The sequence below is a fragment of the Priestia sp. 3CA3 genome, from assembly GCF_056836725.1.
Window position 1 is genome coordinate 624912 of record NZ_JBXENJ010000002.1, and the last position, 21360, is coordinate 646271.

Sequence of the window (21360 nt, forward strand, 5' to 3'; positions counted from 1 at the left end):
ATTCACAATCAAGAATCAAACTCGTTCGGATCTTCCTTTAGCAAAAATACTTTTGCCCCAGCTCCATTTTTAATAGAAAAATAATAAAAGTAGAGGCATATCACGCCTCTACTTTCTGTTTAAAAATCTACATCGATATCTTCTTGAATGGTTCCAGTCACTTTTTCACTTTTAATTAATTGACCTTCTTTAAACGTTTCTTCCTCATCTGTAACGGGCTTCAGCTGCTTATAAGAAGGAACTGACGCAGAGCCAAGCTCTTTTTTAAGCAAGTGAATTTCTCCTAACAGCTCGCTTCTCAATGAATGAACTAACGATTGAAAATCTTCTTCGCGGCTGTCTTTCTGCCCGTTTTGTTCCACAAGCTTCGCTACATAATCCTGAAGTTCATTTGCCTGCGAGGACTCATATTCCTCACGATTTGCAGCAAAACGTGAATTCATTTCTTGTTTTAGCAAGTCAATTTCGCCCAACAGCTCTTTTCGAAGTGAATGAACGAGCGACTCGACTTCATCTTTTTTATTCATTTTTTGCAAGTCTTGCTGTATGAGCCTCACTATATAGTCCTGCAGCTCGTTTGCCTGCTGTTTTTCTTTTAGAAATGAAGACACTTCTGACGGAATGTCAGCAGTTTCAATTGTAAAACTTGCATGTTCATCTCTATTACTTACGGTCTTTCCCCTTGCTCCCATCATATCTGCTGATAGATTCCCAGCTGTTAGAAACGCATTTGATAATAAGTAAAATGGTGCAGCCACCTGGGAGCTTAGCTGACCGTACCAATCGTCTAGTGCTTCCTTAAGGCGAGTGTGTTGATGACTCATGTATGGCTCCCCCTTTTTAAGCGTGAACCGCTGCGTTTGTTTCATGTCTGCTTAAAATTTCAAGACCGTATAAATTTAACTTTCGTGTCTCCGGCAAGAAAAGATGGTTTTCTTCTCTGATTTCTTCCCCATACATGTTATCAATCTGCTCTGCAATAAACTGTTGAAGGATAGGAGCCAGTCCTCCAATATAAATATATTTATAGACTTTATCTTTTGGCGATGGAAATAGATTTTCAACTTTTGTTAATAAAATTTGCGTGTATTCTCTAAGCGAAGCGTGAATAGGCTCCGTGAGATCGACTTTTTTCCCGCTGTTGCCGTCTCTTTGCTCCATTTTTGCTTTATGGATATTGGCAATAATAAATTCTTCTAATGAACGAACATCATCAAAATACTCAAGCAGCTTTTCATTTCTTAGCTTTTCAATATGCTTCAAATATGAAATATCCGTAAGACACTTCAACGAATTTCTGCTTTTAGGAGCTTGAAGCCCTGCAGGAAGCAGTGCCAGGTCAACCGTACCTCCGCCCAAATCTACAATTAGTGTTTCAAAATGTTTGAATGCATTTGCTTCTTCTCTATCTTGTAATTCAAAATCTTTTTTGATCGCCCAGCGAGCCACTTCGCTTTCAATACGGCATTTGCTCGTTTCAATGTTCACAGTGACCGTTTTTTCTAACCCAGGAGTCAATACCGTTACCGTATGCTCTCCTTGAAAACGTTCGGCCATCTTCTGCTGCATTTCACTGAATTTATTTGTTTTCTTAAGCAGCCAAATCGGAAGCATAGTCGAGAAAAAATTAATCGCCACATGATTATCCTCTTTGTCTTTTCCTTTAAGTATGTTGTAATAAGCAACTGAAGCTAAAAACATTACATAAGGAATATCAGATTCAGTTTTATTATGTAACTTATTAATATGGATATTGCCTAGCACGTGTTTCTCTGCGGCGTCTCCTACTAAATAATACTTTTCAACCCCTTCAATTGTGGTAGAAATCAGTAAATTTTGAAGAAGTAATTCCGGTTCATTTACACTTGAAGGAAAATGCCCCTCTGCCTGATCTTTTGTGATTTCTACTACGTTTGTAGGAATTTCATAGTAATAACCATCCACTAGCGTTTGAAAAATTGAGTTACCAAAATCAACGTTTTGACGTTTGATATCCATCCTTGTTTCTCCCCTTTATCTTTTCGTGACAACACTAATAAGTATATATTTTCCTCATTTGTTTGTCTAAGTATTTAAATAATTTATGTTATTCAAAATTGACAATTAATTAATTTTAGACGGCTAATGTAATTGAAAAGCGCTTGAAATGCTTCTTTTTACCAGTACCCCTTTTTACAAAGAATGTAACATGTGACGCTGTGACTTCCCCCTTAAATTTTTCGTAATATAAGCCTTTCTTTTATTTTTTAGAGACACGAGAAAACAAAGAGGTGGAAACATAATTAAATCAACCCAATCGAAAGACGAACAAATGAGATAAATGAGTTGGACTGCTTTTTATACCGCTGATGATTTCCGTGCAGGACTTCGCTTTCCGCGGGCGGCCGGTGAGCCTCCTCGTCGCTTATGCTCCTGCGGGGTCTCACCTGTTCCGCTTTTCCCGCAGGAGTCTTCGTCTTGCCCTCCAATCACCAGCTAGAAGCAGTTACATACATGAAACCTACGTTCACCATAACAACAACCATAACAACAAAAAAACCCGAACCATCAATCAAATTAATGGTTCGGGTTTGACTTCAACTAACATACTTTGTCTAAGCCTCTTACTTTTTTTATTTATTGAAAAGGCCATTTATTTGGTTTTCTTTGCGGATTTTCTGGCAGTTTACTGAAGCCTATTTCTTCAAGACCTTTTTCTAACGTCGCTCTTGTTTTGATTGTTCCAAAATCGACGCCTAAATCAACAACGGTTTGCGCGATTTCCGGACGTATTCCGGTAATCATCGTTTTAGTGCCGATAAGCTGTAAAGCTTTTACAATTTGAAAAATATTGTCCGCTACCATCGTATCGACGATCAAAACACCTGAAATATCAAATATTAAATAACTCAGCTGTAGCTGAGCACTTTTTTCTAAAGCCGTTTCCATAATAAGCTGCGAACGATGCGTATCAATTTGTCCAACGATTGGCATCACAGCGATTCCTTCAGAAAGAGGAACGATGGGAACTGATAATTCTTCTAGCGCTGCATAAGCGCGTTTTATGGTTTCGGTATTATATTCTTCGTAAATTTCGACAAATATATGATTAAGCTGATCAAGCATTGGATCAATTTTTTTACTTACATCAAGCATCGTAATAGGAGCAAACTGCTTCTGCTGCAGCTCTTCTGTAAAAACGCCCCATATCACTGTTCGAAACAGCGCGAGTGATTTTAACGTTTGACTCAACGAAAGTCCGTTTTCCACAGCCACTTTTCCTATATCTGTACCCCACTGAATGATTTTCTTTAAAACGACCGAGTGCTCTTCGAATAACGACTCGCCTAAATACTCAATGAGTTCTGCTCTCCATTTTAAAACTTCACTTTCTTCATGGTAAACAAGCTTCCGCTTATATTCAGAGTCCATCAGATCAGAAAATTGTATCGCTAATTCCTGTTTATTATCGATAATTTTCTTCCCTATATATAACAACTCATCCCTCATTTTTTTCTTTATCTCCTTTAGTTAGCAGAATTAACGATTACATTTTATAACAATAGTTATATCACAGACAATATAAAAATATAACTGAAATGAAAAAATTGTTAAGCCCTCCCTATTTGCTTTTCCTGACTCTTCTAATCGGTATAACGATCATAAAAATGATTGAGATTTCAGCGTTTGGGTAAAAACCTATTAAGAAATTATTTCTATACTTATAAGGGGGATTTATCAATGAGCAAACATAAAGGAACCGTTAAATCTTTCAACGAATCGAAAGGATCTGGATTTATCACACCCGAGGACGGATCAAAAGAAGTGTTCGTTCACTCTAATGCAATCGACCGTGAGGAATATAAAAATCTGTCAGAAGGACAAAAAGTAGAGTTTGAAGTTCAAGAAGGAGCTAAAGGACCGAGCGCTATAAAAGTACACCCAGTTGACTGATAGAGTGACATTTACATACAGATTATGGGTAGACTGTCGAATCAAATACTTTTCGAACCAAAAAACACCTCTTCGACTTTTGTTCGAAAAAGGTGTTTTTTTGTATGATGCACCTAATTCTACATTCAAAATTAGTTACTATTAGCTATTTAAAAAAACAGTTCTAAAGTTGTTGGACAAGTATCCAAACATTTCCTCTACGAGTGAATACAGTATAGAGTACTGCAAAGAAAGGGTAATTATTATAAAAAAGTATTATTTCAATTACAATGATAAAGATGACAAATATTATGTGGAAAAATCTTATCCTTACAAGAAGAAGGCTTCCCTTAACAATAAGAAGGAGCAACATCAAGAAGATGCCCCTGAGGAAGCACGCGGCTGGGCTTATGGACGTGAAGAAGATAGCCCTGAGGAAGCACATGTTTGGATGTATGAACGCGATGAAGATATCTATGAGGAAGCACATGACTGGGCTTCTAAATGTAAAGAAGATAAAGGCAAAAAAGGAAACACGCGTGAATCTGCATTTAGAGCGCTCAATTTAACGATGCCTCAAAATGTTCCTGCCAATACGTTTGTAAAAGCAGTTTTCCCAACTGAACAATTTGATTTAGCAAATGAATATAACCCGATTACTTCTACTTTCCGCCCCAAAAAAGATGGCGTATATTCCATCATTGCTACAATTGGATTCTCTCCTAACGACCAGACGCTAGATTATAGAACTCGTATAGAAATACGTGTAAATGGGACAACCGCTATCGCTATCGATAACGATTTCTTTGGCGGGAACACACCGTTTGTTAATGCGGTATCCGTGTCTACTATTTACAATTTAGAAGCTGGAGATCGCGTTGAAGTTTTTGTTCAAAGCAGCATAGCTGGTACAATCGTCACATCTGAAGATGGCTCACATTTTGAAGCAGCGAGATTTCCTTCTCCAACAAATAACTAACGCTAGCTTTTAGACAAAAGCATCAATCCCCTCTTTTTAGAGCGCTTCATTTTTCTAAAGGAGGGGATTGATATAAACATTAGTGGTCTAAAGGTCTGTAGAAACTTTTTAAACGTTTGTATATACATAATTTTTTAGTAGATTTATAGGATTAATTCAGTGTATCAAATCATGTACTTCTATGTAGCCTGCTGCCTCACTCACGCTTGCTTCGCTAACTTTTCCGTTACGCTGCCAAGCTCTTCAACTAACCCACTTAAAAATCCCGCCGTCTGTTCAATGATTTGCAGCGACTGCAGCTGACGCACGGAAGCGGAAGAAATACTGCTGCTGCTTGCGGCTGATTGGTTCGCAAAAGAGGTCATCTCGCTGACGGCATGGAGCACCTGCGTATATCCCGCTGCTATTTGCTGTGCGGAAGCAGCCGTTTGCTGAATTTGTTCATGAACGTACGTAGATGCGTCGGCGATTCGATTAAAAACATTTTCCGCTTCGTTGGCTAGTAAAATACCGTTTTTTACATCAGCAGTTCCTGATTGAATAAATGCTACGGCTTGAGACGTTTCTTGCTGAATATGCTGAATGAGTCTTGCTACTTGTTCGGCTGACTGATTGGATTGTTCTGCAAGTTTGCGAACTTCCGCTGCTACGACCGCAAACCCTTTACCATGTTCGCCTGCGCGCGCTGCTTCAATTGCAGCATTTAGCGCCAGTAGATTTGTTTGTGCAGCAATGCCTGAAATCACACTCATAATATCGTTGATTTCTGCAGAACGTTCTTTTAACTGATGAATAACGCTAGCTGCATGCTGAACAGAAGAATCGATTGTATGAATTTGTTGAATGGCTTCTTGAATTTTTTCTTTTCCCTGCACGGCTTCATTTGCTGTTTGATCAGAAGCTTCGCTGACTGCCGCTGAAGCCTCGGCTATTTTGGTTACGCCTTGCGTCATCTCTTCTAGAAACTCACTGCTTTTTTGAGCCATTATTACCTGCTGGTCCGCTCCTGCCGCTAGCTCTTGCATTGAAGCCGTCGTATGATGACTCGCTGCTTGCGACTCTTCTAAGCTTTCCTTTAAGTCAACAACCGTTTGTCTTACCTGACCATTCGTTTCATGCAGCTTTTTCATCATGTCATAAATGATGTGCTGCTTTTGTTTATTTTGCTGCTGAAGCTGTTTTGTATATTTTTTCTTTGAAGTAATTTGCCAAGCGGTCGCCCCTGATGTAAAAAGCAAATACGCCGCGTGAAGGCAAAGCATCGAAAAGGAATAAGAAGACGTTCCGAAAATAATCGGCGTGAAAAATGAAACAAAAAATCCCACTAGATGCTCGATAACAAAAATACCCGTCATTAACAATAACAGCTTTACATTTTCATAGTAGGAAAGAATAGCTATCACCATAAAAATTGAAAAGTGATACTCAACCATTCCTCCTCCGCCTACAATCGTGCTGATGCTTGAAAACGTCAGCGTTAGCGTCACAAACGCAGGTACTAGCTCATGCTTTTTAACATACAGCACAAGCAGCACGCCAAGAAAAACAATAGGAAGCATCAAAAAGATCAGTGACACTTCGCCTGGCGTTGAATTATGTTCCATCGACATGCCGGACATCTCCATCGGCCAAATACGATGAATGATATGTATGAGCAGAGAAAGTATCACTGCTCCGCTTGATAAAACAACCATTAATTTATGTTTATTCATATTTATTCCTTTCTATATTAGACAATACTTTCTTTATCTATAGAATCGGCTACAGAGTGGTTTTTTTTATAGAAATTCACGTTATTTTTCCCCTGTCGTTTTCCTTCGTACAGCGCTTGATCCGCCTGTTTTAACAGCTCTTGAAACGATCCTCCGTTTTCTGGATAATAAGCGGCTCCAATGGTCGATGTAGCCGTAAAGATGCAGGATTCAATACTCCATTCTTTTTGAAGCTCTCGGTGAATTCGTTCCATGATCTGCTGGATTTCCTCGCGCCTTTCAATGTGCCGAAGCAAGATAACAAATTCATCCCCTCCAAGGCGATAAGCTTCGTCACATGTGCGAATGCAAGACGTTAACCGATGCGCGTACTGAATTAAAAATGCATCGCCAATATCATGACCAAATTGATCGTTCACTTCTTTAAAATTATCACAGTCTAAAAACAGCAGGCCAAATCTTTCCTTTTGCTCGATCGCAGCCTGCACTTGTTTTTGCAGCATCATTCGATTCGGCACCCCCGTCAAACTGTCATGAAACGCCTTAAACTTCAGCTGATTTTCTAGGTTTTTTTGCGCAGTAATATCAGTTTGAATCAGCACGTAGCTTGAGATTCGGTGATGAATATCGGTCAGCGGAACGATGGTCTTATGGCTCCACACGATGACGCCTTCTTTTGTTATGCTTTTGACTTGCCCTCTCCAAACCTTTCCTTGGCCAATACTTTCAAGAACCCGAAGGTCATAGCTTACATCAAATAACTTGTATGATTGTCCGATTAGCTCTTCTTTTTCATAGCCAAATATTGTACAGAACATATCATTGACATACCTAATCGTTCCATATGGATCCAGGACGCTTACGATTGCGGACTCATCAAGGGCATACTTCATGTTTGCTAAATCTTTCACCGTGTTTTCCAGCTTTATTTCAGCTACCTTTTCTTTCGTAACGTCCTGAGCAATCAAGTAAATACCCATCCATTCATTTTCCACGATGATGGGCACGTTTGTAACATATAAATAAATCATTCCTTTTTCTTTGTGCCACGCTTGGATTTCTTTGCTGTAGCTTTGGTCGTATATGATGTGATGCAAAGGCAAAGCACGGACATCAATCTTCAGCTCTTTTAGAAGCTGCATGTAAGAACTATTGATGATCTCTTGCGTATCGTAGCCGAACATTTGCTCACAGGCAGGATTTGCTTGAACAATTTTACCGCTTAAATCCATCATACATATGGCGTTTTCATGGTTCATAAAAAGCGACTTATACCGCTCCATGCTTTGGGCTAAATCTTTTTTTAACTTTTTGATATTTTTACTCATCACTAATAAGTGCGTACTATTGTCGGTATCATCAAAAATGGGGGTAAGCGTTGTTTCAAACGCTTCAGCTGCATCTGAGAAGGTATTTATGTCATGGTAGGTAACTGGCTTTTTTGTTTCCATCGCTTTTATATAGTAAGGGTAAAGGGAGTGATACGCCCGCTCAGGGAGTACGCTTTCTAGCCGCATGCCCGCTTCTCCTTGGTACCGTACAAGCTTAGCAGCCGCTTTATTCATTTTTTTATAATAAAGATGCTGGTTCTTTACTTCCGCCAAAAAAACCAGCTCATTCATTTGATCGAAATAAAATTCAAACATATGATCTTTCAACATGATAGGATGCATCTCCTTCGTTTTTTCACAGATGAACGCCCCCTGTACTTTACACTTCTGTATGAAATATACAATAGATCTTTTCACACACAAACTCAACTTTAAATGTACAAACAGTAGTTCTTTTGTATCATTACCTACCCTCCTTCACAAGAAAGGTAAACATGATGAACAAAAATAAAAGAGATTGAGGCATAACAAACCACTAGAAGCACCTACATACATGAAAGCTATCTTTACCGCAACAATAAAAAGATCCGAACGCGTTTGATTCTAAATCAAACGCGTTCGGATCTTCCGTCAACTAAGCTACTTTTATTCCAGCCTCTTTTTTAAACCTACTTAATTCCGTAATATTCTTCAAGCGTAATGCCTTTACTCTTAATCGCCTGCGCCACTGGTTTGCCTACATAGCGCAAATGCCACGGCTCATATTTATAGCCGGTTACCGCGTCTTTCCCTTTTGGATAGCGAATAATAAATCCATATTCGGCTGCATGGGCATCGAGCCAAGCTGCTTCTTTTGTTCCGCCAAAGCAGTCTTGAGCAGCACATGTGCCGTCTCCTTTTGTTACATCAATTCCAAGACCTGTTTCATGTTCACTCGTGCCTGGCAGTGCGCTATAAGTTGCCGCTTTATCATAACCGTCTCGTTGAACATACGAACTAAAAAGCGCGCTTTGCGTTGCATGTGAACGGTAAGCTGATACGCCAAGAAGCGTAACGCCTTGTTTTTTCGCACCCGCAAACAACTGTGCAATAGCAGCGGCTGCTTCACTGCGCATTTTTTTCTTTTCCGTTTGTTCTTTGAATGTAAACGGAATCGTTGTATATACTAAATCTTTCGGAACGTAGTTTTCCGGAAGCTTGTTTTGTTTATTCACAACAACTTGTATACTTTCAGGGTTCGAAACCACTTTCATCCCAGCTAATGCTCGTACGTATTGACCGCTTACATAGCCAACCTTCCCTTGATACGTAATTTTCAGCCAGCCGTTTGCTGCTTTAGCCGTTACGTCGAGCTGTGTGCCGGCTTTCAGTGTTGCGATAACCGCACCAGAAGTTGAAGCAGTTGTTCGAACATTTAAATTCGCCGTTGCCACATAGACAGAAGCCTCCGGAGCTGGAGCTGGTTCAGAAGAACCCGTTGATTCTTTTACGTACTGCGTGCTCACGTAACCCGTTTTGCCTTGATAGCTTACTTTTAGCCAGCCGTTCGCTGCTTGTGCTGTCGACGTTAGCTGCGTGCCTTGTTTGACCGTTACAACAATCGCGCTTGACGTAGATGGACCGCTTCGAATATTTAAATTTGCCGTTGTTACATAGGTTTTGGTCGTTGAACTCGCTGACTTTTTAACATACTCACTGCTTACGTAGCCCGTTTTGCCTTGATAGCTTACTTTCAGCCAGCCGCTTGCTGCTTGTCCAATTACCGTTAGCTGCGTGCCTTGTTTAACCGTTGCAATAATTGCGTTGGACGTCGATGGGCCGCTTCGAATATTTAAATTCGCCGTGGTTGTATAGGTTTCCGCCGCTGCGCTTGCGACAGTTGGCTCACCCGTAAAATGTAAAGAATGAAGACCTAGAGTTCCTGCCCCTACAAGTGTAAAAGCAAGACCTGTTACCGCTAATTTTTTGTAAAATCTTTGTTTGTTCACTTCTGTCATTTTTTATACCTCATTTGCAAAATATAATAGAAATACATGTTGCCAGTTTAATAGATTAAGTGAAAACAGGATCCGATGTTTAAGCTCAATCTTAAACTAGCCACACTAAATAAAATCATTTGACGTCTAGAGGCTCTGTACATTTGTTCGTTCCAGCTAGCACGTACTTTTAGAATACCGGATAATCGTGTCAAAAGTATATCAAAATATTTCAAACTTGTTTCCAAACTGATACATTTTCAACAAAAATAGAATAATAGAGCAAAAAAAGCAAAAAAACCCTTACATTTACTCCCAATGGCTTAGGGTAAAAAACAATTAAAAACAAAGATTGAGATGGTGATAAAATGAACACGGCAACGGATTTTTCCTCAACTGCGTTTCGAAAACCTCACACATTAAAACAGCATATTTTTGATACGCTTCATTTCTACTACCCAGCTTGTATTGACCAAAAAAACGGCGGGTATATCCATGAATACTACGACGACGGCACCGTCAACAACACGCATTCAAAGCACTTAGTAAGTACGGCGCGCTTTATTTATATCTTCAGTGTAGGGGCTCTTTTAGACGGACCGGATTGGTGCAAAGAAGCAGCTCAGCACGGCATTCGTTTTCTACAAAACAACCATTATGATAGAGAGAACGGCGGGTATTTTTTTGAAATAACCGATGACGGAAAAGTAAAAGATGATTCTAAACAAGCATATGGCCACGCTTTTGCTCTTTTAGCTTCTTCCATCGCGTATCAAGCCGGTATTCAAGAAGCAAAAGAAACAATTGAACAGGTATATGACGTGATGGAAAAGTACTTTTGGGAAGATGCGCACGGCTTTTACCGAGACGAATGGGACGCATCGTGGTCAGCTTCTTCTTTCTATCGGGGCCAAAATGCAAACATGCATATGTGTGAAGCGATGCTTTCTGCCTTTGAAGCAACAAGAGATAAAAAATACGTAGACCGGTCATACACGCTTGCAAAAGGCGTTACTCAGCAGCTTGCTGAACGATCTGGCGGTATGATTTGGGAGCATTATGATACAGACTGGCAGCCAGATTGGGACTACAATAAAAACGATACAAAAGATGAATTTCGTCCGTACGGCTTTATACCAGGACATCAGTTTGAATGGAGCAAGCTGCTTTTATGGCTTGATCGGCACCGTTCGGAAAACTGGATGACAGAACGTGCAAAGTATTTGTTTGATAAGGGCTGGAACCGAGGCTGGGATGCTAAGTACGGAGGTCTTTACTTTGCGCTGTCTCCTCAAGAAGAGGTCATTGACCCCGATAAAAACTACTGGGTGATGGCCGAAGCCATTTCTGCGGCTTCACTGCTCGGGGTAAAAACCGGAGACAGCGAATATTGGAAAGCATACGACGCCCTGTTCTCCTACTCTCAGAAACACTTTATCGATCACACATATGGAGGCTGGTATCAGCTGTTAAATCAGCAAAACGAACGCTACAGCTCGAAAAAAAGCCCGGCTCCTAAAGCCGATTATCACCCTGTGGCAGCTTGCTATCAAACGCTGATAGCGCTGAATTCTCTCTAAGATCACAACCATAAAGAAACCGTTTTCTTCCAGATGCGTTTATTTTGTTTATTTAAGGGAATTTACTTACTAACAATCAATGTTTCTACATTTCAGCAAAAGCACGACTATATATATGTAAGGAGTGAGGGCGATGTATTTTTACGCGTTAGCACAAGGAACAGATTCTGGAGATCCAGTAACACTGCATCATGAGAAAAAATTTTCAAAAAAAGAATTTTTAGAGATGTTTAATGAAGCGTTAGATGAGCTTGATACCCATCCAGCTCCAAGCGAGGTCGGCGAATACCTTTGCCGTGCATACGGATTTCAAGAAATTGAAATCGAGACGGGTGTTGTCTGCTACTGCGCTCCTTTTAGAAAGCTAGATGACTCGGATATTATAGAAGACCGCACGTACATGGACGCCACGACAGGAACATTAAAATACAACTAATCAAAAAGAAAGGTTGGATGCGTGTGAAGACTGTACAGAACATTTATCGAACGAGTGAAGCTGTACCAGAATCGGGCGCTTACATTTGTGCGGAAGGTGAAATTAAACTTTTTCAAAAAGATGATCTTTTTACACCTTGCCCCCACACACGTGAATCAACGACGTGGAAGCCCGTAGATGACGCCTTTTCAACCGGAGAATTGGTTCCACAAACCGGTCGCTATACCGACGAAAACGGCAATCAAGTAAAGCTAAAAGAAAACGATTTATTCCCAAGATGCCTTCGTTCAGGTGAGCCTACGACGTGGAGGCGAGGATAACAGACAACAAAGAGGCTGAGATTTAGCCCAAGTGAAAAACGAACCACTCATTAATATATTTGATGAGTGGTTCGTTTTTTTGTGATGGTGAATATAGTTTGATCTGTTTTGTTCCTTCTAGCAGTTGATTGGATTCATTTCGTTATGTCTCAACCTCTTTTATTAAAGCTTATTTAAAAAATGAGTTCTTTTTTCTTCCTTTTAACAGATCGCCCGTCCAACCTTTCATTCGTAAATAGAGATAAATGGCAATGGTCGAAAGAACGATTAAAATGAGTGCATAGATATAGCCAAACTTCCAATCAAGCTCCGGCATCCCTTTAAAGTTCATTCCCCAAAGGGCTCCAAAAGCCGTTAAAGGCGTACTGATGGCTGTCAGCAGCGTTAAAGCTTTCATAATCTCATTTCCTCGATGAGTCGACACAACTTCTTCTAATTTAATTAACGCGTCAAATTCTTTTTGATATTGTTTAATTAGCGTTAAGCCGATTTCGATTTTTTTGCACATTCGCTGATATTGAATCGTTTGGTTAATTTTTTTATGAAACGCTTCTTCTATTCCCATGGTAACTTCTCGAACAGAACTGATTAAATTTGTCCATATAAGCAGGTCATACCGCGCTTTATGAATGTCATCTAACACGTCGATGTTATTATTATGGCGCACTTCCCACAGAAGCTCTCTGAAATGACTTTCAAACTGATCAAACCCATTTAAGTGTTTTTTCATAATTTCGCCTAAAAGAATAAAAAAACTTTCCGCCGTGTTAGCAGCCTGCTTCATGCGTTCAATCATTCGTTCGTGATTGGTGTTCTCAAGGATTTTCAAATCGATTCCTGCCGTTATAATAAATTCCTCAGTAATATAAAAATGAAACGAATCGTAATTTTTTTGATCAAACGACTTCTTATGATAAATCAGTGAACCATAAATGAGCTCACTTTCTCCTATTACATCTACTTGAATATGATTAGAATTTTTCTTTTGAAGTTGCTGGCAAAACCATTCATCTCTTGGATACTGATAGTCTTTGATTATATCAGCTATTCCATCGGCTTCTTCTAAATCAAACTGATACCATTTCCACTGATCGCTCGTCACGGTATTCATACTTTCCCTCTTTCCCCTTTTATTAAAATTTTTCCCTATATACAATCACTTAAAACCTCACACGCAAAATAAACATACATTTCATATCCATCTTTATAAAAAAAGATGCTATAATAAATACGTTGCGCACCTGCGCATGTTTTATCAGTTTGAGAGGAGAATAACAGTGAAGAAAGATATCGCTTTACGTTCTTATCTGCTAGAAAGCGCACCAACTATGACGGAAGAATGGTATGAATCTTTGGATAAAACATCTTCTGAAGGCGTATATACCTCTAATGATCCTGACGTCATTCAACGCTTAAAAGCGCAAAACTATGAATTTCATTTATATATTAGCAACGTCTTTATAGAAGATGAAAAAAGCTTTTTTGACTCTTTTAACACGTGGCTAAATAAAGTTGCCAAAGACCAACAGCATCTCAGAACCCCCATTCAAAGTATTATTAAAGAATTTATGAACGTCCCCAAACAATACTGTGAGTATATTCGCCGATTTGCAGAACTTCATGATGACATCACTCAGCAGCATATCGATATGTGGAATGAAAAAGTAGTACGGGTATTTGATATTATTATTTTGAAATTCATCACAGAAGCGCAGGAATATGCCTCAAACCGCCTCCGCTCTCAGCAGGAAATGATTCATGAATTAAGTTCACCTGTTATTGTGATTAAAAAAGACGTGGCTCTTTTACCATTAGTCGGCGATATTGATACGGCAAGAGCCAAAATGATCCTAGAAAGCACGTTAAAACAGTGTGCGGAGAAGCAAATCTCTCATTTGTATATTGACTTGTCAGGCGTGGTGATGATCGATACAATGGTCGCGCACGAGCTGTTTCAGCTGATAAATGCGCTTGATTTAATTGGCGTTAAATCGATTTTATCGGGCATTCGTCCTGAATTAGCTACTACTGCGATGCAGCTTGGTTTAAGTTTTGACCATATACGAATTAAATCGAATCTTGCTCAGGCATTAGAAGATGATTCAAAAATTGTCATTGCTTCTAATGCTCATTAATATAGAAACACAGATAAAAAAACAGCCCGAGAAGGCTGTTTTTTATTTTCGATGATGAATGTTTTCAGAACCCGATTCATCTTTTGTTTTCGTTTTATTTTTCTCTTCTTTTTGTTCAAGTCTTATATCTTCCATTGGCATAGGATCCACTGTTTCTTCTTCCTTGAAACGTTCAAACAACGTTTCGTCTTGATCTGTTACACGCTGCTCCGTTTCATCTCGTTTTTTTGGTGTATTTGAAATAGATCTTTTCTGGCGCTCTCCCATCGTTTTCTCCTCCTTTATAATAGGTGAAGCAATTATGTGTTCATGAAATCTCCGCCGTTGACATGAAGCGTTTGACCCGTCATATAAGATGAATCATTTGAAGCTAGCAGCACATAACAGCCCACGTGCTCCACAGGGTGTCCAGGTCTTCCCATAGGCGTATCTGTACCGAATTCTCCTACTTTATCACTTGAGAAAGTAGACGGGATAAGCGGTGTCCAGATTGGTCCCGGCGCTACGCCGTTCACGCGAATACCGTCTTTGACAAGCGCTTGCGCCATACTGCGCGTAAAGCCGTTGATTGCACCTTTTGTCGCCGTATAATCGATCAGCTGAGGATTCCCGCGGTAAGGATTAATGGACGTTGTATTAATGATGGCACTGCCTTTCCCTAAATAATCAAGCGCTTTTTTCGTAAAATAAAAGTATGAATAAAAGTTCGTTTTGAACGTTCGTTCAAGCTGTTCACTCGTAATTTCTTTAATGCTTTCTTTTGGATGCTGCTCTCCTGCATTGTTCACAAGGATATCAAGCTTTCCAAGCTCACTCACCGTTTTTTCTACCGCTTCGTTACAGAATGATTCGTCTCCTACGTCTCCTGCAATCAGCAGGCATCTTACACCTTCTTCTTCAATGCGGGCTTTTGTTTCCTCGGCGTCGCTATGTTCGTTTAAGTAAACGATGGCTACGTCCGCTCCTTCTTTCGCATAAGCAATGGATACAGCTCGTCCAATTCCGCTGTCTCCCCCGGTAACCAGCGCTACTTTTCCTTTTAATTTTCCTGTACCAATGTAATTGTCATCCTCATAAATAGGGAGAGGATTCATCTCACTTTCGATACCCGGCTGGCGGTCTTGCGTTTGCTCGGGCTGGCCTTGTGTTTGTTGATCTTGTAAATTCATTTTAATCTCCTCCTATTTTTGATGGAACTTTTTAGTATAGTCTAGGTTTAGCCTTCTGTTTTGAAGTTCAAACATCTTTTTTTGAAAATTTATGATGTTTCTATTCTCTTTTACTATCTGAGAAAATTGATAGAAAACAAGTTTAAAGTTGGAAACAAAGGCTACATGATGAGTAGAAGATGTATTTCGGAAATATCTTTTATCAGGAGGTTTGGTTCGTGTATGAAACACATTCAAGTAGCAGAAAACCAAGAGGAGGCAGTCTGCGTCATCCGTTCTTTTTTAAAGAGAGGATTTACAAGCAAAGAGATTTATCTGCTGGCCTACGATAAAGAATGGGCTCAGCATTTAACGGAGGCAACACATACAAAAAAGTACAGAATGGCAGAGCAAGGTATTTTTGAAACGGCGGTCAATATGCTTCTTTCAAGAGAAGATGAGCTTCTTTCAAAGATGGCTTCACTCGGCTTATCTAACAGGGAGGCAAACCGGTATATAGAAGAGATGAGACAAGGTCATGTCGTGGTTGTGGGCGCACAGAGTCAATCCATTCCCTACTAAAACAGCTGAAACGTTTTCTATTAGCGTATAAGGGTATTTAGTAAAATAAACCATTTTTTATCAAGAAAGGAAGTTATGATAATGTTAAACTACTTGGGCATTCAGATAGGCTCTCTTTACTTTCCTACTAGTATTCTTCTTATTACACTTCTTGTATTAGCAGGATTTTTTATTTATTTCTTTTCTAGAAAAAGAAAAAATCGACAGCAGTCACGTGATCATAATGAAAAAGCGTGAAGCCATGCTCCACGCTTTTTTATTATTTACGGGATTCTTTTTGCAAAGGCGATTTTTCAATGGAACGCGTAAATCGGTAAACATCGAGTTCTTGTCCTACCTCTGAAGGCAAATACCCAAACGTGGTGAAGCTGTCCACCGATTCCGGCTCAAGTGATAAAGACAATAAATTGTTTTGCGGCTGAGACGTTAAAAAGACGTAGCTTCCTTTTGGGAACGTCACCGTTTTTGACTTGACGATTGTTTGCACGTCCACATTCGGTTTATTTTCGTAGACTTCATTTTCAATGCGGCTGCTGACATTATACGCTTCTACTGAAAGAGCCGTTTCTTTCGTTAACTTGAAGCTTTTTACGCCTTGTCCCTGCAGTTTTTCTGCTAACTCTTCATGTCCCGGTTTTAAAAGGTAAGCAGTCGGACGTTCGCGGACAAGCGTCGGCGTTGCTTTCTTTGCACTGTAGTACGTCACAGGAATTTCTTTAACAGACGCGCTTTCTACATCGACCATTTCTAACGTAGAGTTTGGTATTTTTTTATTTTCACTGTTCACCACAATTGGATCACGATCATTTGCATTTTTTCCTTTTTTGACAAGCGCCGCTTTTTCTTTGGCAATCAGCGCTTTAATTTGTTTGGCGTGATTGGCTGTTTGTGTAATCAGCTTTTCTTGTGTAGCAATTTGCGCACTCACTCGCCGCGGAAAATCTTCTCGACCAATGCCGATTCCTCTGCTTTCGACTAAAAATGAAAACGATGGATACAAGCCTAGTGAGTTTCGCCCGATTCGCGGTTCAACTGAGCCTTCTTCTACTTCCAGCTGCCCTTGTTTATTCACTTGAGACGTATAGTATACTTCTCCTGAATATCCTTGGTTTTCAATGGCTGTAAGCGTACTGTTCACAAACAGCTCATCCGACACGTCGCGAATGTTCTGCGGAATATTTAAGTTTCGACCGGACTGCAGTAAAATATCGTGATACTTCCACACGCCTTCTTTACCGATATTTTTAAATCCGCTGCTGTAAGGCGTATATTCATGAGCGTCGATGACGACTTCTGGTGAAAAACGGTTAAATTCAGCTCGTACGCTCTGTACTTCCGGGCTTTCAAGCTTTATGTAGTCGCGGTTTCCGTCTAAATTATTTGCTAGCTGACGTTTAAATGCATAAGATCCGTCAGGATTAATGCGTGGCACAATGACAATGTTGACTTTATTTAACACATCTTTTCCAAAGTCTTGTGTCAAACGCGTTGCAACGGCGAGTACGGATTCACCGCTTGCCGGTTCATTACCATGAATTTGACTTTGAAGCCAAATCGTTGGCTTTTTAGATGTCTTTCCATCAGCAAACTTCTTTTCCTTCGAAAAATATAGAGCTGGAATGTCTCGCCCTTGCTGTGATTTACCGATAATCTTCAGCTTTACGTACGGACTTTTATGAGCAAGCGTTTGAACATAGCTCATCATTTCTTCTTGAGTCGTAAATGCGTCTTGCCCTTTCAGAAATGCCGGCGTTGCTTCATTCACCTTTATTTCCGGATAAAGCGCTTTAATTTTTTCCGGCTGACTGTAGTCTTTTCCGTAATAAGGCATCTCAGCTTGTACCGCAAGCGGCGACAGCAATAATCCAATTGACAAAATCGCCGGCACGGCCGTTCGTTTTACAGTTTTTTTCATTCATTTACTCCTCCCCATCCCCTTGATTAGACATTTTAAATTTTTAAAATATTTAAAATGTTACATAAATAATTATACCGTTTAAGGAAATAACTTCAAGATAAGGGAGCTGAACCTTTTTGACTATTTTTAATGTATCAAATGAGTGCATTTATATAAAAAAGGATTGAGACATAGCAGAATCAATTCAATCTGAAGACAAATAATCTGGATTAACAATTCGGACTTCTTGTTCAACCTAACAAAACAACGAACCCCTAATCAAACATGTTGATCAATGGTTCATTTTTCCCTTCGGCTAAAATACATTTGGCCCAGCCTCTCTTTTATGTATGAACTGCTATAAACTTTAGCCCTTCATTGAGCCCGCACTGTCCGTAATTTAGCTGCCCATACTCCATGCAACTATCGATCATTTCTTTACAGATTCTAACGTCTCTAAATCATATCGACCAATTTCTTTGTTATTTCTTGTAATGACGAGCTTTCCATGCCTCGCGACCTTTTGGAGGTTTTTTAATTTCTGATCGGAAGGAGCGAGAGGCATTTCTTTGTTTTTAACAGTCGCGCCCAGATCGTAGTGCACGTCGACTTTTCCTTTTTTCATATAGTTAAACTCTTCAATTCCCATACCTGTACCGAACTGCTCATGCCCTTCATCAAATACATTAACGCCTACTGTATTGATAGATGCTTTCTTTAAATCTTCATTCGGTATAATTTTAGCTTCTATTTCTTCTTTATCATTTTGATAGAATTTACGCTTGCCTTGCTGCTTCATTTTAAACTCGTAATACAGCGCTTTTGGTTTTACATCGACCATTTTTCCTTTATCATCTTCTATACCAACTTTTCCAATTAAATTGGCATCATCAGTTATCTTGACTTTCACTTTTTGAATGCTATAGCCGCTCTCTTCTTTGCTAGCAGAGTTTGAGCACGCTACCAATGACATTGCCAAAAAAGCACTCAATGTGCCCACCATAAATTTCTTCACTTCACCACTCCTTAAGGATTAATATACCATAAAAGGAATTTAAATGGATGTTTCTCAGTCGATTTTGTAAATAAGTAAAGAGGCAACAACCTATTGATTTAAGTTTCCTTATCAACTCTATAGAAACATAAAGAAACTCTCTCCATCAGGAAAGAGCTACTCGATCACAAAATCCGCTTCTGCTTTTACTACTCCGTTTACAATAACAGAAAGCGTATGCGTACCGCTGTAATGTTTTCTTGTACTTAAATCTTTAAACCCATGCTTTTTTGTGACGGTAAGCGTTTGGCCTGCTTTTGCTTGAACATTTTTTAGCATAAACACCTTTTGAGTGCGGTTTCCTTTTGCTTTTACGTAATGAATTCCATACTCTATGCGAAGCGGCATGGGTTTTTCCACGGATAGCTCAAATGAAAAGTCAATGCTATCACCGATTGTAATCGTATGTGGATGTAAGCCAAGACCTGTGACAATTACGCCTGGGTCATCTCCATAGCCAAAAAGAGACAGAGCTTCAGAATCTCCTTTTTTCAGCAGTGAACGGCACGCGTGTTTAACAATCCAGTCGGTTTTAGCATCTTTTCCGTACCAGCTTTTCATCACATCAAGCATCCAATCTTTTTCTATGTACGAAATATCGTTTAAATGATTGGCTACGCTTTTGCGGACATAGAGCGATTCATCGCGTTTTAACTGCTCTAAAATCGGCAGCGTTTGTTTTGGATCCTGCTTTAACGCAGGTACTGATTGTCCCCACGGAAGTCTAGGTCGGCTCCCTTCGCTTGCTAATCTGCGAATATGATGGTTTTCATCTCCTGCCCACTCAATCATTTGCTGGAGCATTCGTTTTTGATCTTGAATTAAAAATGGACGCACCGCAAATTCTGATGTGGAAAACGGCGTAAAAAACGCGAGTGCTTTTATGGAAGCTTCCCAATCGTTTAATCCGTATAGTTCCACGTAATCTGGAAAAACCGTGCCTTGAAGCCCTCCTACCGTTGGAGCCGCTTTATATAAAATATGAAGCGCTTCTTCGTAATCATCTGGCAGCACTTCATGCATGGAAAACGTAATTCTTCTCATGCGCTCTTTCAGCGCTAAGTCTTCCCAGTCCTGTTGAAAAACCAGCTCATGAAACGCTTTTTGATCAAATGAGCTCATTTCACGTGAAAAAGTGTCGCTTAAGTGCGTAATCAACTCTTCATTAAATACGCTTTTACGTAACTCTTCAGCCATACCTATCCCTCTTTTCCAGGCAGTATTTTATTTTCTTTTGAATAAAGCGCCCGCTCGTACATGCCCTTTTTAAAAATTTGCATAAACAGCTGTTTGTTTTTGACTTCTTTGAATCCGTACTGACTGTACAAACCGTGAGCATCTTTTGTCGCTAGTAAAATTTTTCGTACGTGTTGAATCGGCTGATAGCGAATCATTTCTTGTATCAATGCTTTTCCAAGGCCATTGCCTCGCGCGTGCGGAAGAATAAACACATCCGCCAAGTAAGCAAACGTCGCAAAATCTGAAATAATCCGTCCAAACCCTACTTGTTTATCGCACTCATCATAGACGCCAAAACAAACGGAATGTTCAATAGATGTTTGAACAAGATGAAACGGAATTCCTTTTGCCCAGTATGATTCATGATGAAGGTACGAGTAGATAACATCTATATCAAGCTTTTCTTTATCTGTATGTATGGTAAACTGATGATTTTCTTTCATGCTGTATCCTCCTTGCTTCTCTATCATAGCACAAATGTTCGCCATAGAAAAAAGCCTTTTATAGAGAAAAGGCTTTTTTCGTTAGTATGATATTTTTTTAGAAGCGGAAGGATTTTTTCGATAGCGTCTTCCGACTAAGTAAATAAGCGGACTGCCAATAATCGTCGGCAAAAACCAATAAAAAAGAGGCGGAAGCATATTTAACAGCGGAATACTGTCTCCAATATTCACAAGCAGCGCGGTAACCGCTCCGATATAAGACCCCAGCATCCCGCGAATATGATGCTGAAGCCAGCTCTTCCATTTTTGCTTGCGTGCTAAGTACCCGTATACCGCTAATCCGTATGAAAACACCGCAATATAAAATAAATAGGCAATTTCATTCCATTTCCAAATCGCTAACATGATAGCTGTAGCGGCTAGGGCTGCGTAAACACCGTGGTACACTTCTCCCCATTTGGTATGCCCTCCTTTTTTCTTAGCCGCTAACATGGACACCGCTCCTGAAAGCAAACAAATCATTCCGAGTCCAATATGGATACTCAATATAACTTCAAATAAATCCAATACGCTCTCTCCTTTTACGTACTTCTCTCTTATATCTTCGGCTAGCGCA

23 protein-coding genes are annotated in these 21360 nt (G+C 39.8%); 8 read left to right on the forward strand and 15 right to left on the reverse strand.

The window, feature by feature from the left end:
• Nucleotides 1-119: 119 nt before the first annotated feature.
• From AC1VNJ_RS08375 to AC1VNJ_RS08390, 4 genes are all read right to left on the reverse strand, one after another.
• Nucleotides 120-824, reverse strand: coding sequence for a hypothetical protein (locus tag AC1VNJ_RS08375; RefSeq protein ID WP_049165748.1), 705 nt, complete (start codon nucleotides 822-824; stop codon nucleotides 120-122).
• Between the two features lie 16 nt (nucleotides 825-840).
• Nucleotides 841-1998 (reverse strand): ParM/StbA family protein, encoded by a 1158-nt coding sequence (locus AC1VNJ_RS08380; protein ID WP_154973905.1) that lies wholly within the window; start codon nucleotides 1996-1998, stop codon nucleotides 841-843.
• A gap of 339 nt (nucleotides 1999-2337) precedes the next feature.
• Entirely contained in the window at nucleotides 2338-2472 is a 135-nt protein-coding gene (locus tag AC1VNJ_RS08385; protein ID WP_274862684.1) for a hypothetical protein, read from the reverse strand.
• Between the two features lie 144 nt (nucleotides 2473-2616).
• A complete protein-coding gene (locus AC1VNJ_RS08390) occupies nucleotides 2617-3489 on the reverse strand; it encodes an STAS domain-containing protein (protein ID WP_482640613.1) in 873 nt (290 codons plus the stop codon).
• A 231-nt stretch (nucleotides 3490-3720) separates the two neighbouring features.
• On the opposite strand from AC1VNJ_RS08390, the gene AC1VNJ_RS08395 reads away from it, so the two are divergent.
• Nucleotides 3721-3933: a cold-shock protein gene (locus AC1VNJ_RS08395; protein WP_482640614.1), complete on the forward strand. Its 213-nt coding sequence runs from the start codon at nucleotides 3721-3723 to the stop codon at nucleotides 3931-3933.
• Between the two features lie 430 nt (nucleotides 3934-4363).
• A complete protein-coding gene (locus AC1VNJ_RS08400) occupies nucleotides 4364-4891 on the forward strand; it encodes a hypothetical protein (protein ID WP_482640699.1) in 528 nt (175 codons plus the stop codon).
• A gap of 200 nt (nucleotides 4892-5091) precedes the next feature.
• Here AC1VNJ_RS08400 and AC1VNJ_RS08405 read toward each other — a convergent pair whose 3' ends face one another.
• The 3 genes from AC1VNJ_RS08405 to AC1VNJ_RS08415 all read right to left on the reverse strand — a co-directional run bounded on the left by AC1VNJ_RS08405 (nucleotide 5092) and on the right by AC1VNJ_RS08415 (nucleotide 9931).
• The gene (locus AC1VNJ_RS08405; RefSeq protein ID WP_482640615.1) at nucleotides 5092-6603 is read right to left on the reverse strand and encodes a methyl-accepting chemotaxis protein; all 1512 of its coding nucleotides are present in this window, start codon (nucleotides 6601-6603) and stop codon (nucleotides 5092-5094) included.
• Between the two features lie 17 nt (nucleotides 6604-6620).
• A complete protein-coding gene (locus tag AC1VNJ_RS08410) occupies nucleotides 6621-8264 on the reverse strand; it encodes a diguanylate cyclase domain-containing protein (RefSeq protein WP_482640616.1) in 1644 nt (547 codons plus the stop codon).
• Between the two features lie 338 nt (nucleotides 8265-8602).
• Nucleotides 8603-9931, reverse strand: a complete 1329-nt coding sequence (locus AC1VNJ_RS08415) for an SH3 domain-containing protein (protein WP_482640617.1) — start codon at nucleotides 9929-9931, stop codon at nucleotides 8603-8605.
• A 347-nt stretch (nucleotides 9932-10278) separates the two neighbouring features.
• On the opposite strand from AC1VNJ_RS08415, the gene AC1VNJ_RS08420 reads away from it, so the two are divergent.
• The 3 genes from AC1VNJ_RS08420 (at nucleotide 10279) to AC1VNJ_RS08430 (ending at nucleotide 12246) form a co-directional block, all read left to right on the forward strand.
• Nucleotides 10279-11490 carry an AGE family epimerase/isomerase gene (locus AC1VNJ_RS08420; protein WP_482640618.1) on the forward strand — a complete coding sequence of 404 codons (1212 nt, stop codon included), beginning with the start codon at nucleotides 10279-10281 and terminating at the stop codon, nucleotides 11488-11490.
• Nucleotides 11491-11623: 133 nt separating this feature from the next.
• Nucleotides 11624-11926, forward strand: a complete 303-nt coding sequence (locus AC1VNJ_RS08425; protein WP_048019436.1) for a hypothetical protein — start codon at nucleotides 11624-11626, stop codon at nucleotides 11924-11926.
• A 17-nt stretch (nucleotides 11927-11943) separates the two neighbouring features.
• Nucleotides 11944-12246: a hypothetical protein gene (locus tag AC1VNJ_RS08430; protein WP_016764991.1), complete on the forward strand. Its 303-nt coding sequence runs from the start codon at nucleotides 11944-11946 to the stop codon at nucleotides 12244-12246.
• Between the two features lie 169 nt (nucleotides 12247-12415).
• On the opposite strand, the gene AC1VNJ_RS08435 is transcribed toward AC1VNJ_RS08430, so the two are convergent.
• Nucleotides 12416-13357 carry a magnesium transporter CorA family protein gene (locus AC1VNJ_RS08435; RefSeq protein ID WP_482640619.1) on the reverse strand — a complete coding sequence of 314 codons (942 nt, stop codon included), beginning with the start codon at nucleotides 13355-13357 and terminating at the stop codon, nucleotides 12416-12418.
• A 166-nt stretch (nucleotides 13358-13523) separates the two neighbouring features.
• On the opposite strand from AC1VNJ_RS08435, the gene AC1VNJ_RS08440 reads away from it, so the two are divergent.
• Nucleotides 13524-14381, forward strand: coding sequence for an STAS domain-containing protein (locus AC1VNJ_RS08440; RefSeq protein WP_482640620.1), 858 nt, complete (start codon nucleotides 13524-13526; stop codon nucleotides 14379-14381).
• A gap of 42 nt (nucleotides 14382-14423) precedes the next feature.
• Here the strand turns inward: AC1VNJ_RS08440 and AC1VNJ_RS08445 are convergent, their stop codons facing one another.
• Together AC1VNJ_RS08445 and AC1VNJ_RS08450 are read right to left on the reverse strand one after the other, a co-directional pair.
• Nucleotides 14424-14648: a hypothetical protein gene (locus AC1VNJ_RS08445; protein WP_028414694.1), complete on the reverse strand. Its 225-nt coding sequence runs from the start codon at nucleotides 14646-14648 to the stop codon at nucleotides 14424-14426.
• Between the two features lie 32 nt (nucleotides 14649-14680).
• The gene (locus AC1VNJ_RS08450) at nucleotides 14681-15550 is read right to left on the reverse strand and encodes an SDR family oxidoreductase (RefSeq protein ID WP_028414695.1); all 870 of its coding nucleotides are present in this window, start codon (nucleotides 15548-15550) and stop codon (nucleotides 14681-14683) included.
• A gap of 222 nt (nucleotides 15551-15772) precedes the next feature.
• On the opposite strand from AC1VNJ_RS08450, the gene AC1VNJ_RS08455 reads away from it, so the two are divergent.
• Both AC1VNJ_RS08455 and AC1VNJ_RS08460 read left to right on the forward strand, forming a co-directional pair.
• Nucleotides 15773-16111, forward strand: a complete 339-nt coding sequence (locus AC1VNJ_RS08455; protein ID WP_034264441.1) for a YflT domain-containing protein — start codon at nucleotides 15773-15775, stop codon at nucleotides 16109-16111.
• An 81-nt stretch (nucleotides 16112-16192) separates the two neighbouring features.
• Entirely contained in the window at nucleotides 16193-16348 is a 156-nt protein-coding gene (locus AC1VNJ_RS08460; protein WP_221785382.1) for a hypothetical protein, read from the forward strand.
• Between the two features lie 22 nt (nucleotides 16349-16370).
• On the opposite strand, the gene AC1VNJ_RS08465 is transcribed toward AC1VNJ_RS08460, so the two are convergent.
• The 5 genes from AC1VNJ_RS08465 to AC1VNJ_RS08485 all read right to left on the reverse strand — a co-directional run bounded on the left by AC1VNJ_RS08465 (nucleotide 16371) and on the right by AC1VNJ_RS08485 (nucleotide 21311).
• Nucleotides 16371-18026 carry a M14 family metallopeptidase gene (locus tag AC1VNJ_RS08465; RefSeq protein ID WP_482640621.1) on the reverse strand — a complete coding sequence of 552 codons (1656 nt, stop codon included), beginning with the start codon at nucleotides 18024-18026 and terminating at the stop codon, nucleotides 16371-16373.
• Between the two features lie 412 nt (nucleotides 18027-18438).
• Complete coding sequence (locus AC1VNJ_RS08470) at nucleotides 18439-19023, reverse strand: hypothetical protein (RefSeq protein ID WP_482640622.1); 585 nt, start codon at nucleotides 19021-19023, stop codon at nucleotides 18439-18441.
• A gap of 156 nt (nucleotides 19024-19179) precedes the next feature.
• Nucleotides 19180-20259: a DNA alkylation repair protein gene (locus AC1VNJ_RS08475; protein WP_047750318.1), complete on the reverse strand. Its 1080-nt coding sequence runs from the start codon at nucleotides 20257-20259 to the stop codon at nucleotides 19180-19182.
• Between the two features lie 2 nt (nucleotides 20260-20261).
• Nucleotides 20262-20744 carry a GNAT family N-acetyltransferase gene (locus tag AC1VNJ_RS08480; RefSeq protein ID WP_034264432.1) on the reverse strand — a complete coding sequence of 161 codons (483 nt, stop codon included), beginning with the start codon at nucleotides 20742-20744 and terminating at the stop codon, nucleotides 20262-20264.
• 81 nt (nucleotides 20745-20825) lie between these two features.
• The gene (locus AC1VNJ_RS08485; protein ID WP_028414701.1) at nucleotides 20826-21311 is read right to left on the reverse strand and encodes a hypothetical protein; all 486 of its coding nucleotides are present in this window, start codon (nucleotides 21309-21311) and stop codon (nucleotides 20826-20828) included.
• Between the last annotated feature and the right edge of the window lie 49 nt (nucleotides 21312-21360).

Excerpts from the sequence above, each read along its gene's own strand:
- AC1VNJ_RS08375 (WP_049165748.1), bottom strand. The coding sequence starts at position 824 with ATGAGTCATCAACACACTCGCCTTAAGGAAGCACTAGACGATTGGTAC.
- AC1VNJ_RS08380 (WP_154973905.1), bottom strand. The coding sequence starts at position 1,998 with ATGGATATCAAACGTCAAAACGTTGATTTTGGTAACTCAATTTTTCAA.
- AC1VNJ_RS08390 (WP_482640613.1), bottom strand. The coding sequence starts at position 3,489 with ATGAGGGATGAGTTGTTATATATAGGGAAGAAAATTATCGATAATAAA.
- AC1VNJ_RS08395 (WP_482640614.1), top strand. The coding sequence starts at position 3,721 with ATGAGCAAACATAAAGGAACCGTTAAATCTTTCAACGAATCGAAAGGA.
- AC1VNJ_RS08400 (WP_482640699.1), top strand. The coding sequence starts at position 4,364 with ATGTATGAACGCGATGAAGATATCTATGAGGAAGCACATGACTGGGCT.
- AC1VNJ_RS08405 (WP_482640615.1), bottom strand. The coding sequence starts at position 6,603 with ATGAATAAACATAAATTAATGGTTGTTTTATCAAGCGGAGCAGTGATA.
- AC1VNJ_RS08410 (WP_482640616.1), bottom strand. The coding sequence starts at position 8,264 with ATGTTGAAAGATCATATGTTTGAATTTTATTTCGATCAAATGAATGAG.
- AC1VNJ_RS08415 (WP_482640617.1), bottom strand. The coding sequence starts at position 9,931 with ATGACAGAAGTGAACAAACAAAGATTTTACAAAAAATTAGCGGTAACA.
- AC1VNJ_RS08420 (WP_482640618.1), top strand. The coding sequence starts at position 10,279 with ATGAACACGGCAACGGATTTTTCCTCAACTGCGTTTCGAAAACCTCAC.
- AC1VNJ_RS08425 (WP_048019436.1), top strand. The coding sequence starts at position 11,624 with ATGTATTTTTACGCGTTAGCACAAGGAACAGATTCTGGAGATCCAGTA.
- AC1VNJ_RS08430 (WP_016764991.1), top strand. The coding sequence starts at position 11,944 with ATGCGTGTGAAGACTGTACAGAACATTTATCGAACGAGTGAAGCTGTA.
- AC1VNJ_RS08435 (WP_482640619.1), bottom strand. The coding sequence starts at position 13,357 with ATGAATACCGTGACGAGCGATCAGTGGAAATGGTATCAGTTTGATTTA.
- AC1VNJ_RS08445 (WP_028414694.1), bottom strand. The coding sequence starts at position 14,648 with ATGGGAGAGCGCCAGAAAAGATCTATTTCAAATACACCAAAAAAACGA.
- AC1VNJ_RS08450 (WP_028414695.1), bottom strand. The coding sequence starts at position 15,550 with ATGAATTTACAAGATCAACAAACACAAGGCCAGCCCGAGCAAACGCAA.
- AC1VNJ_RS08455 (WP_034264441.1), top strand. The coding sequence starts at position 15,773 with ATGAAACACATTCAAGTAGCAGAAAACCAAGAGGAGGCAGTCTGCGTC.
- AC1VNJ_RS08460 (WP_221785382.1), top strand. The coding sequence starts at position 16,193 with ATGTTAAACTACTTGGGCATTCAGATAGGCTCTCTTTACTTTCCTACT.
- AC1VNJ_RS08465 (WP_482640621.1), bottom strand. The coding sequence starts at position 18,026 with ATGAAAAAAACTGTAAAACGAACGGCCGTGCCGGCGATTTTGTCAATT.
- AC1VNJ_RS08475 (WP_047750318.1), bottom strand. The coding sequence starts at position 20,259 with ATGGCTGAAGAGTTACGTAAAAGCGTATTTAATGAAGAGTTGATTACG.
- AC1VNJ_RS08480 (WP_034264432.1), bottom strand. The coding sequence starts at position 20,744 with ATGAAAGAAAATCATCAGTTTACCATACATACAGATAAAGAAAAGCTT.